A 13,365-nucleotide genomic window follows, 5' to 3' on the forward strand; every position below is an offset into this window, starting at 1 on the left:
TTTATATCTTGAAATTATAAGATTACGAAAATTTGATTAAATGGAAGTGTCTTTCAAGATACTTGCAGCACAAAAGCATTTGCTGGCACAACGGTTATATTTTGATAATTTGCCTATGAAAAATTCAGATCACTTTAAACCAAAAGACGATAAAACTTAAATTACATATAAAGGGCACCAAATTGGTGCCCTTGATTTTTGCCTTAAAGTGTTACGCTCGTTATTCTCGTTCTTTTTGAATTTGTATTCTGCGATGTGCAAGGCCTTCTTTACAATGCAACTCAACCATGTATGTGCCAGGGGCAAGTAAAGCGCCATCTATTTTCATTAAATTTTGGCCTTCGCTTACGTTAAATTGCTGTTGCAGCATTTTTGCTCCCATCATATTATATACCGTAATTGTTGCTTCCTGCGCTTCTATTTCGCTCCAGAAGTCTACTGTAAAATATCGATCTGACGGCACAGGGAATAAATTAAAACTAAAGGCTTTTGTTTCAGCCAGTCCTTCACGACAAGTAAATGACACGGCTAAGGAGCCCTGCAAACTCGAACCGCAAGTACTCATAGTTGTCACCTTAATTTGTCCGTTTATATTTCCCCAATTTACAGTAATGCTATTGGTTCCTTGTCCACTTACGATGGTGCTTCCTGGTACCACTACCCAGTTATAGCTGGATACTCCAGGTAATACAGCTACCGAATACACCACACCTTGCTGATTTTGACATGCAGTGTTGGTGCCAATTATGGAAGGTTGCGCATACATGCTATACAGCGCTTTGTTACGAAATGCACTTGAGCCACAATTATTATTTGCCTTTACTCTTAAATTACCATGAGCCACAAAGTTTACAAAGTTTACGACTATTGTATTAGTTCCTTGTCCTGAAACTATGCTGCAACCTGCCGGTGCAACCCAGGTATAACTGGTAGCTCCTGTTACCGATGGTATACTAAAGGTTACATTGTTTCTTACTCTGCAAACACTAACTATACCAGTAATAGGAGCAGGCATAGCCGGAGTTGCTATAGAGCCATTTACAACGGAGCTTGCACTAACGGTACAGCCACGGCTATCTGTAACGGTTACGGTATAGGTTCCGTTTAATACCCCTGTTTGCGCTTTGGTGGTAGCCCCACTATTCCACAAGTACGTGTAAGGACTTACTCCACCTGATGGCACAGCTGTAACACTTCCATTATTGAAACCGCATATTGGATGGGTGGTTTTAATAATAGTATTCATTACCATAGGTATCACAACGTTTAGCGTGGCAAGATAAGAGCATCCGTTTGCATCGGTAACCGTATAGGTTTTAATACCGGCAGTTTGATTGTTAAATACCCCTGTGCCTAAATAAGGGCTTGTACCACCGGAGGCAGCAACGGTAACAGTGGTGCTGGTTGCATTACATGCAACCGGTGATGGCGTAGCAGCAGCAAACAGTAATGATGGTTGAGTTATGCTTCCGCTAACAGTCGAGGTGCAACCATTGCCATCTGTAACGGTGTAGTTATACGCTCCTGCATTTACTGTGAAAGTTCCGGTGCCGCTATACGGTAATACACCGCCAATTGCAGAAACTACTACAGTGGTTGTGCCACCATTGCATGCTATGGTGCCGGCTGTTCCAGAAGCAACCAACGCTGCAGGTGCCCAAACGGTTCCTGTAACCTCGAAGGTGCAACCATTGTTATCCGTAATTGTAAAGCTGTATGGACCCGCAGTAACCGTATGTGGCCCTGTATTGGTATAAGGTGCTTCACCTCCCGATGGGATAATAGTAAGCGATGTACTATTGCCATGACAAGAGATGGTACCTACATTTACGGTAGCTGATAGTGATGCCGGTTGATTAATATTTCCTGAAATAAGGGAAGTACAGCCGTTGTTGTCAGTTACCGTATAAGCATACGGTCCTGCGTTTACTGTAAAGTTGCCGGTGCCACCATATGGTGCACTACCACCTGTTGCCGAAACATTAATTGTGGTACTGCCACCATTGCAAGCAATAGTGCCTGCTGAAGCAGAAGCCTGTAACAATGCAGGTTCAGTAACAACACCTGCTACTTCGAAAGTACAGCCATTGGCATCGGTGACAATAAAGCTATAAGGACCCGCTGAAACAATATGCGGGCCTGCATTACTATATGGTGCAGTACCTCCCGAAGGGGATATGGTCAAGGTGGCACTTCCACCAAAGCAAGATATGGTACCGGTATTAGCAGTTGCTGTTAATGCGGCAGGTTCAGCTAATATGCCTGTTGCCATTCTTGTGCAACCATTCATATCTGTAATGGTGTAACTATATGGCCCTGCATTTACTGTAAAGGTGCCTTCGCCTGTATAGGGTGCAACGCCTCCGCTACCGCTTATCGTAATGGTAGTAGCATCACCATGACATCCAATAGTTCCGGCTGTTGCATTTACTTCAAGTAGTGCAGGTTCTGTAATGGTGCCGCTTACCTGACGGGTACATCCATTCGCATCTGTAACGGTGTATGTATATGGTCCGGCCGCAACGGTAAAAATACCATCTCCGGTATAAGGCGCAGTGCCGTAGGAAGCTGCAATGTTTAGTGATGTTGAGTCGCCCTTACATAGAATAGTACCAGCAGTTGCAGCTGCAGTTATAGAAGAATCAACCGTAAGCGTTCCGCTTACATACGCAACAATATAATTTGCAGGAGTTTTAAGAACCAGGCCTGCGGGCACTATTTGATAAATGCCTGCATCAAGATTGCCACTTCCCATTGTATTGCTGGCTGAATCAAGTATAGCAAACACAACAGCAGATGAGCTATCAACCACATTACTGTCTGCATCTTCAAAAATGTAATTGGTTTTCGTATGCGTATATTGTGGTTGAACACCATCGCATCCTGCGTTAGTGTCTTCGGCATTTACATATAACGTTGCAGGTAATACGGTAAGCGTTCCAATATTATAAGTCGCCTCATAATTTTCGTTGAGTAATGCCCCTGGTACAATGGCGTGTGTGCCAGCGTGCAAACCTGTTATAACACTTATCGTATTAAATGTTAACGAATCATTTACCGGTGCATTAACATCATCTTCATCGATAATAGCAACCACTTGTTGGTCTGCCGAATCTTCTATGGTTGAGCTATTAACCACCGCACGTGCATTTACCACTGCCCGCGCATTTACTATGGCACGTGCATTTACTACTGCCCGCGCATTCACAATTGCCCGCGCATTTACTACCGCCCTTGCGTTTACCACCGCCCGCGCATTTACAAGTGTTGCTGTATCTGGGTTTTCCTGATAATTAAATACACTTGCTGTAGCCACATCTACCACCGTATTGGTATCAACTACTTGCCATGTGCCATTTACTATAGCTCTTGCATTTACTACCGCCCTTGCATTTACTACGGCTCTGGCACTTGCCATAAAGCTTAAATGCTCGATATCTGCATTTACAAGTGTGCGGCCATTAACAACTGCACGTGCATCAACAAGTGCAATGGTTGGGGCAAGATCTTTTTTATGTTTAGCCTCAATGCTATCTTCGAAAAGAGTAAGTTCATTCAACGCAATATGGGTTGAATCAAACGCATATTTAAAAGTCATGCTATCGGGATATTCGCCATAGGTAATGGTTATATCATCAGGCGTAATAAGAACAGGCATCTTTCCTATTACCAGTGGCCCATCGGTAAAGTTATAATTATACACACTGTTAAGCGCGACAGCTTCACTATCGGTTATATTTGTAATGTTGCTCAGTGCACGTATGTAGTAGAAGCCTATATTGCTTGATGAGGTGGCATTGGTCTCATACGTAATATCCGAAAGACCGAGGCTGTCTTCGTCTATTCCTAGCGAATCTATGGATACACCATTTATTGTAACGGTGTGTGTAAACGTTGGATTCTCTTCGCCATATCTCCGGGTTTTATAGTCGCATGTTACTACTACATTTTTTGGCGGAGAGGTTAAGAAATATAAACTATCGCTAACGCCACCATCGAGCCCGCTTGGCGACTTAGCAGGGTTGCAAACCGTTAATGGTGGGTTGCCTACAAATGGCGGAATCCAGGCACTTAATAATCCAGTGCCACTAACATCAGCAGGCAGTGTGTCATATTGGAAAATAACACATGCAGAGTCACTAAAGTATGCTCCTGTTATGGTCACTAAAACTGAATCAGGTCCGGGCGTTTGCGTAGTGTCGGCAATGGAGTATGCATCTACCAATGGGCGCGGATTACCTAATAATTGAAGTGCAGCATCTGCTTGTATCAATCCGCTTCCGCTAATTACATCATAACCTGCACTTCCCATATCCATAGCTGTGCTTTGCAAATCAGAACGCATATCGTCAGGGTTATACTCCTGATTATAGTATTTTCTTTTTGCTTCTATCATTAAAGCACCTACTGCGGCAGCATGCGGAGCAGCAGCCGAAGTGCCAAAGAAATTTGGGAATGCATCATTATCCACATTGGGGGCACCAAGGTATACAGTGGTGTTTACACCATTGGGTCCAACTAAATCCGGCTTGTTTCTCGATTGGCCATCTATTAAGGTACCACCACGAGATGAGAAAGCATTAGCAACCGGAGGATTTACACCATATGCAGGTGTATTAAAATACGAAGCAGCTCCAATAGTTATAGCACCTTCTGCATTTGCCTGTCCTACAATGGTTGCTGTGTCTTGCTGGTGCTCATTAATTACTCCTTCGCCACGGAATATGATATATTTTATTTTTATGTTGGATGTGCTTCCCCATTTACGGGTGATAATGATATTGGCATTAACCGTGTTGCGAACTACAAATGGAATAATTTCAACAGGGTCGCCCCATTGATTATCGCGATTGAATCCAAACAAGCGATTGCCAAACTGATCAACCATAAAAATATCAAAATCATTTTGAGCCCCAGGTGCTTGCCCGAGCGAGTAGTAATTATCGTCCCAATGCAATGCAATGGTATAAGTGCCTTTTGGCAATGTAACACTTTGAAACACATCACCGCCTCCAAAATTATGCGCCATGCCAATAAATCCTGCTGGTGCTTGTATCGGGTTAAAGACAGCCTCGTACGATTTAGCTCCAAAGTTTCCTGCGGAAGTAAAATAAGCTATTCCATCATCTTTGGCCTTGTTAACAGCACGCGCAATCAACCCATCCTGAAAAAATGGCTCGGTAATATATGTTACATCATCTACAATAATATCACAACCTGCATCTGATAATTCAGTTACACCATCAGCAAAATTTCCGGTACTTAAAAATCCCGAACGGAAAAACAATTCAGCATTGGGTGCAACATCATGTATAATCTGCAGCATGGCACGTCCTTCATCCGAGGCTCTGCCGTAGTCGTATTCTGCTAATACTACTACAGGCTTTTTATAGTTAGGATTAGTGTCTCCGGGTAAGTCTCCATTTTTAACATCATTAAAAGCCTGGTCTCCAAATTTCGTATTATAGCTATCGCTTATAACTCCAACTTTTACACCATCCCCACTCATTCCCCAGCCTATTCTGGCTGAATCACTTCGCATCGATTTATCACCTTGCGTATACGCTAATCCCGTGCTTGCAAATGAACCTGTTATTGGCGGATAATACGGCCTTACAAAGTTGATCAGATTTGGCAGCGAATCTAACTTGACAAGATTTGCAATTGGATACATACCGGTAATGATTAATGTGGTATCGCCATTATCAATAATGTCCGACATACCATAAGGTGCAGTTTGTATTAAAGCCAACACCGAATCATAGTAACCAATATTGCATATTACTTCAATGAGTACATCTCCCGCAACATTGTCAAGCAAGAACACTTCACTGGTTTGTGTGGTGTCAACAATTGAATCGGGAAAATAAAATAATCCTGTAAGTTCTGCACCAAGCAAACTACCGATGGTATCATTTACAGGTGGCTCATAGTATGGAATAATACAGTTGGTTAAAAATGCGGCTATCGAGTCAGTCATGGAGCAACCATTAATATCTGTAACGGTTACTGTATACAATGCAGCATACATGGTATCAATGGTTGCGGTGGTTGTGCCATCGCTCCATAAGTATGTATATGGTGGTGTACCTCCACTAACACTTGGTGTAACTGAAGTATAGCCCGCACTATCTTCAACACAAATTACTGCAGTATCGCCTTCTGCAAATACAATTGCGATATTGCATAAAACTGAATCGAGTCCATTACAATTTTCATCAATCAGGTTATTTGGTATATCTGTAGCAAGTGGATTAATCAATGAATCACCATCGTTGCAATCCGAGGAGTCAGCAACATATCCTATGGGCTGTGGAATTGAAATACTATCAATAGCTAAGTTTCCAAATCCATCATTATCAGCATCAATGTACCATGTAGTAAAATTGGCGGTACAATTTGTACTATAACTAGCTGTCTGATCAATAGCAAATGGCCATGTAGTATTCATATACGTTAAACTATCAACAAGAATACATGTGAGTGCAGGATTATTGGTGGCATCAAAATTCAACAAATTGCTATTGTTACCATTCTGCATATTTAATGCTTGCATTTGTGAATTATCATTACAATAAATTGAATTTATGGCCGCATTATTTGATAAATCAAGCAATAAGACTTGAGTACCGGAGCAACCAAGCACTTCGAGATTTGCATTTGACGAAACATCTAAAGCAGTAAGAGGATTATTATAACAATTGAGTGAAATCAACTGGCTTAAGTTGCTTACGTTTAGCGCACTCAACTGATTGTTGTCGCACGAAAAGAATTGAATGTTATTGTTGGTAGATAAATCAAGTGTTGTTAAATTATTGATAGCTACATTTAAAACACCAAGGTTAGTAAGACCATTTATATTTATATTGCTAATATTATTCGTATAAGCAACCAGAATATTTAAGTTAACCAAAGTTGATACGTCCAGACTGGTAAGCAGGTTTGAGATACAATGCAAACTGGTTAAAGCTGTATTGTTGGTCGTATTCAAAGTCGCTAATTGATTATAACTACAATTAAGTATCGTTAAGGCCGTGTTACTTGAAATGTCTAATGCAGTAAGGGAGTTGTTTTGGCAATTCAATTGCGTTATGTTAACAAACGCTTCTATTCCGGTTAAATCTGCTATGCCCAAACCACTAACATTAATTGCCCCGGTATATGCACTAGCTTCGCTGCATTGTATTTCGCTATCACTATTGGTGTTGATTAATGCATTTGCTAACAGTGCATTTTTGAAGGTTGTATCCGGTATGTTTAATGCACAAGGACAAGCAGTTCCACTTACAACCCCACCTGGAAAAATCCAGTTAGATGTAACTGCTGTAAGAGCAAAGTTTTGCAGTGTTCCGTTGTTGCTGTTTACTGTTACATCTGTCAATGTTGTAATAGAAGTATTGTTTGCACCAGCCAATCCATGATTAAAATTATAAGCAGCAACCAAACCCGGCTGAGAAGTCATTTCACAATTCATATCTGCCTGTATTTGTGCTTGGGAACGGGCTGTATTCCAGACTCTAAACTCATCAATTGAACCCTTAAAGGGATACTCACCGCCAAAATAAGTTCTTTTGCCAACCGAAATTCCGCTGCTAAAAAAACCGGAAGCAACTTCAGTATTCGTTCCGATTAAATTTCCATTTACATAAAGAGATTGTAAATTACTATTTCCATCGTAAGAACAAGCAATGTGATACCATTGACCGATGTTTAAAAGACCTGTTGACAGAGAGGTATTACTCGCTATATAAAAAGTTAAATTATTTCCAGGACCCTCAAGGCTTGGATTAGACAAATACCCTGCTTCAAATACAAATCCATAATTAGTAGATTCAGGCTTCACCCATGTTTCAATAGTAAATGATGTAGCGGTTTCATAACCGGTTGTTGGAATTGAAACAACATCATCTACTCCGTCAAAAGCCAGTGCAGCGCCAGGTGGCAAAGGACACACAGTGCTATAAGTAGCTCCTGCATCTTTACCTGCACTAAAGTTGGTATAAGAATATGCTGTATTATCTACCTGAATACATGTTAAAGGTGGATTATTGAGGGCAAGAAATCCTGTAAAATTATTGTTATTGCCATTCTGTACGTTCAGTTCAGTTAATTGATTGTTATTGCAATTTAAAAAGTAAAGAGCAGCATTTGAAGAAAAATTCAGACTCCCTAACAAATTGTTGTAACAGTCAACATATTGTAATGCCGAATTAGTTGAAACAGACAAATTAGTAATAAGATTATCATGACAAAAAAGAGCTGTTAACGCAATATTTGTGGAAATATCCAATGAAGTCAATTGGTTGTTATTACAGTATAAATCAGTTAATGCTGTGTTTGCCGATACATTTAAAGTGGTAAGTAAATTTGCTCCACATCTTAACTGAAGTAATCCTAAATTGCTACTTATATTAATGGTTGCCAATTGGTTGCCGCTGCAATACAAACTCGTTAAAGCAATGTTGTTGCTTATATCAAAACTGGTTAATAAATTATTTGAACAATCTAAATTTGTAAGATTTACAAAAGCCTCTATACCTGTTAAATCTGAAATACCCAAATTAGCAATATTAATAGTTCCTGTATATGCCGCAGCTTCATAGCATTGAATTTCTCCATCGGCATTTGTATTGATTGCATTGTTTGCTAACAGGTTAGTTTTGAAAATTGCATCCGGAATTGCAATCGTGCAATTGCAGTCTGCGCTAAATGTAGCCCCTGCATCTTTTCCTGCACTCCAGTTGGTATTCATATAGGCAGGACTATCTACTTGAATACAGGTTAATAATGGACAGTTGGTAGCATTGAATGCAGTTAGGTTCAAATTGTTGCCATTTTGCATGTTCAAACTAGAAAGTGATGGACTTGTTTGAGCATAAAATTGAGTTAAAGCAGTAAGTGCTGATACATCAAGAGAAGTAAGTGGATTGTCGTTGGCTGATAAATAAACAAGACCTGTATTCTGAGATAAATCAATACTGCTGAGTTGATTGGCTTGAAGGGTAGCTGAGGTCAAACTGGTTAGACCCGTTAAATCCAAACTTGTGATTGAGTTAAAACCAACATCAAGAGTTTGCAATAAACCATTATCACTCAGATCTAATGTAGTTAATTGATTTGAAGAGCAATTTAAAGTTTCCAGTTGAGTATTGTTAGACAAATCAAGCGTATCTATACTGTTGGAGTGACAGTATAAGGTTACCAGTGCTGTATTGGCCGTGAGATCTAAACTTGTTAAACTGTTATTGAAACAGTTTAAACTGGTAATACCGGTAAAAGCTTCAATACCGGTCATATTCGTAATAGCCAAACTATTTACATCTATAGCTCCGGTATAAGCTGAGGCTTCAGAGCACTGAATTTCACCATCGGCATTAGTATTGATTAATGCATTTGCCAACAACGCATTTTTAAATGCCGTATCGGGAATGTTTACAATACATGGACAAGCAGTGCCAGTGATAACGCCACCCGGGTTTACCCAGTTCGATGTTGGTCCGTTCAAAGCAAAGTTATTTAAATCTCCATTAATTCCATTGCCACTGGCATCTATTAAAATACTATCTGAAGAATTATTGGCCGAAGCAATTCCCTGATTGAAGTGATAGTTGAGGGCCAAACCATTTTGTGGTGTTTGAATTTCACAAGCATAATGATCAGAAATTTCCTGCGCTGTTAATGCCCGAGTCCAAATCCGCATTTCATCCATTGACCCGGGGTAGAATCCAAGACTTCCTGCTCGTGAACCAACAAATAAACCACTACTAATACCAGTTACACCAATTGCAGTAACTGAATCCACAAATACACCGTTTAAAAATATAGATTGCAATTTAGTTTGTGCATCAAATGTGCAAGCTATATGATTCCACGTTCCAAGCACTAATGGTCCTGTAGAAACATTGGTGTTATCATTTACCCAAAATTGAAGATTTTCGGTTGAGCCTTCAAGGCTTGGGTCCGATGCAGAAACAGCACTTTCCCACACAAATGCACTTTGGCTTGCATCTGCCTTAATCCACGTTTCTATTGTGAACGAGTTTGTAACCACACCGGGTACAAATGCATAATCGTTCACCCCATCAAAATTTAATGCCGATGCCGTACATCCCGAATTGGTAATATTTGAATTGTCATCATTGCAATCGGTATTATTCAAAATAAATCCTGCAGGTTGTGAGCATGAGTAAGCCACATGACCAGCATTTCCAAATCCATCGTTATCCCTGTCACGATAATAAACGGTTGCAGGGGTTACTGTTACATCTTGTGTGCAACTAGCAGTATTGTTTAAGGAATCGGTGGCAGTCCATGTTACCGTTATTTGTCCAAGTGGGAAGCAAGATGGAGCATCATTGGTAACCGTTACTGGTCCGGAACCACCCACAACAACAGGGAAGGGAGGCCCCACCACCAATACACCGATAGCATTGGCCGGGTTGTTACTAAAGAACCTGGGTTGACAGGTATAATCTAATGTGTAATCGTAAGTCAAATAGTACACACCTGGAGTTGATGGCGCCACAAAATTTCCTCCCTGATATGTATTGGAATATCCAACATTAATTGATGGCTCGCATTGAAGGGTTTGAAAGGTGCCACCAATTCCAATATACCCTTGATAAATACAGCCAGGGCAATACACATTATTGATATTAAAATTAGCTACAACTGAATAGCTTAATGAAACCGATGAGCCCGGTGCTACCACTGCGGCATTACCTCCTCCATTAATATTCACTCCTGTATATGTTACATTTCTATCGGTGAAAGAAGGGCCAACTTGAATAGGCATAGGCGGCAGTAGGGCAACACTGCAAGCTCCATTGATATTATCCTGACAAACGGTAAAGGCGGGAGCACATGTAATGTTGAGAGACGAACAGTTTGTGCTGTAAAATGCCCCTCCATTTATTGCACCACTCCAGTTGGTATTCATGAATGCTGTATCATCCACTTGCACACACATGAGCAACGGATTGTTCTGTGCATTGAAATTTACCAAATTGGTATTGTTTCCATTTTGAATATTTAAGGATGTGAGTTGATTGCTATTGCAGTTTAGGTTTTGCAAATTTGTGCATCCACTAACATCTAAAACTGTAAGCAAGTTGCCTTGACATTGCAAATTTATAAAGGAATTGATAGCAGGCAGTTGCAAACCGGGCAATAGATTGTTTGCACAATTTAAGTCGACCAAACTTGTGAATCCCGTAAGATTATAATTAACAAATATTTGGTTGGCAAAATTGAGATAAGATTTGCGTTTAATCCTCGCAATTATGGAAATGGCATTTGCAGCACAGTTTAGATTTACCAAATTCAAATTTGTGGAAACATCCAAACTTAATAAGTTATTGTTGACAATTTAAACCTGTATTAATAAATGCCCCAATGCCTGTCAAATCAGAAATTGCTAAACACTAACACTTATTACTCCTAAAAGAAGTTGCCTCAGCACATTGTATTTCTCCATCGCCATTTGTGTTTATTAAATTATTTGCGGTAATGCATTTTTTTAAAATTTGTATCAGGAATGCTTACAATGCAAGGCAAAGGACACACTGTACTATAGGTTGCCCCGGCATCTTTACCCGCGCTCCAATTAGCGTTCATGTAACTAGGATCGTCCACTTGTATGCAGGTGAGCAATGGATTGGTGGTAGCATCGAATATTACCAAGTTACTGTTGAAGCCATTTTGTATATTAAGAGAACTGAGTTGATTGTCGGCACAGAGGATAGTTGTCAATGCGGTGTTAGTGCTTAAATCTAAACTTGTAATGGCGTTGCTATTACAATCAAAAAATTGCAACCCTGTATTATTGCTAACATCCAATGATGTAAGTGCATTCCCTTGACATTGCAGCATTGATAAATTAATAGATGAAGGCAATGTTAAACTAGTGAATAAATTATTAGCACAATTAAGGTTAAACATATTGGTACGACCAGTAAGATTAATGCTTCCAGGAATTAAATTATTCCCAATAATTAATTGTTAAATGCAGTGTTTCCTGTAAATGCAAGATTAGTAATTGAATTAACTGCACAATTTATTGTTTGTAGGAATGTATTATAAGAAATATCTAATGCTGTTAGATTATTCGTAGAACAATCCAATCCCGTTAAATTTGTAAATGCTTCTATCCCTGTTAAATCGCTTATTCCTAATGAGTTTACATTAATGGTACCAGTGTATGCAATAGCCTCAGCGCATTGTATTTCGCCATCTTCATTCGTATTAATAGAAAAATCTGAAACTAATGCTGATTTAAAATTGGCATCAGGAATATTTACAATACATGCGCAGTTTGTACTATAGATAGCACCAGCATCTTTGCCACCACTCCAATTAGTGTTCATGTATGCGATATCGTCTACCTGTATGCAGGTTAACAACGGATTGCTTGATGCATTAAAGAAAGTAAGGTTGCTGTTGTTACCGTTCTGAACATTTAAGCTGCTTAATGAAGGAGTGTTGCTAACATTTAACCATGTCAACCCTGTTTGTGCAGACAGGTCAAGATTGGTAACCGACATACCGGGGCTGTTAAAAAATGTTATTGCAGTATTTGCTGAAAGGTCAAGGTTAGTAATCGGGTTACCTCCACAAAGCAAGGTCTGTAGCAATAGGTTGTTGCTTAGATCCAGACTTGTTAATAGATTATTTGCACAAAACAAGTAAGTAAGTTGTGTATTGGCGCTAAGGTCAAGCGTTGAAAGTGAGTTATCATAACAAGTGAGTCCATCCAACGCAGTGAATGCTTCTATACCGGTTAAATCTGCAATGCCCAATCCATTGATATACATATGGCCGGTATATGCAGCTGCTTCAGCACATTGTATCTCACTATCACTATTTGTATTGATTAATGCATTTGCCAACAATGCATTCTTAAAGTTAGCATCGGGAATATTTATAATGCATACAGGTTGACCTACTTGAAAAGTACTTAATTGATTACCTGTATAACTTGCTGTAATTGAGGTTGCTGTGCGGTTAGTAACTGTAAGCGGTGTCCATATACCATCGTGCAGTTTTGATACTTCAAATAAATTCCAGTCGGCACCGGCATCAATATCGGCAGGTTGCCAATTTAATGTTACGGATAATCCGCTTAATTCCACACCTGCCGAATCTATTTTCCAATGACGGTTGACACTTTTGGCAGCATCAATATTTGAGGTAATAATACTTACATCATCACCAGCTATTGCGCTTGCTCTTACACCACCGCCAACAGTGGCATCCACAGTTAATGATATTGGATAGTAATCAACATTATCACCAATAAGAAACCAAGCCGAAGAATTTCCGGCAACATAATACTGTTGCATGTTACCATCAATCCAGTCATCGCCA

The 13,365-nt window shown here is 39.9% G+C and carries 3 protein-coding genes; all 3 read right to left on the minus strand.

The window, feature by feature from the left end; translation table 11 throughout:
• Positions 1-220: 220 nt before the first annotated feature.
• On the minus strand, positions 221-11,320 hold the full coding sequence (locus IPO27_05105) for a T9SS type A sorting domain-containing protein (GenBank protein ID MBK8845975.1): 11,100 nt from the start codon (positions 11,318-11,320) through the stop codon (positions 221-223).
• 176 nt (positions 11,321-11,496) lie between these two features.
• A complete protein-coding gene (locus tag IPO27_05110; protein ID MBK8845976.1) occupies positions 11,497-11,940 on the minus strand; it encodes a hypothetical protein in 444 nt (147 codons plus the stop codon).
• A gap of 53 nt (positions 11,941-11,993) precedes the next feature.
• A complete protein-coding gene (locus IPO27_05115) occupies positions 11,994-13,340 on the minus strand; it encodes a hypothetical protein (GenBank protein MBK8845977.1) in 1,347 nt (448 codons plus the stop codon).
• Between the last annotated feature and the right edge of the window lie 25 nt (positions 13,341-13,365).

It is taken from the genome of Bacteroidota bacterium, assembly GCA_016714535.1.
GTDB lineage: Bacteria > Bacteroidota > Bacteroidia > AKYH767-A > OLB10 > JADKFV01.

Excerpts from the sequence above, each read along its gene's own strand:
- IPO27_05110 (MBK8845976.1), bottom strand. The coding sequence starts at position 11,940 with ATGTTTAACCTTAATTGTGCTAATAATTTATTCACTAGTTTAACATTG.
- IPO27_05115 (MBK8845977.1), bottom strand. The coding sequence starts at position 13,340 with ATGCAACAGTATTATGTTGCCGGAAATTCTTCGGCTTGGTTTCTTATT.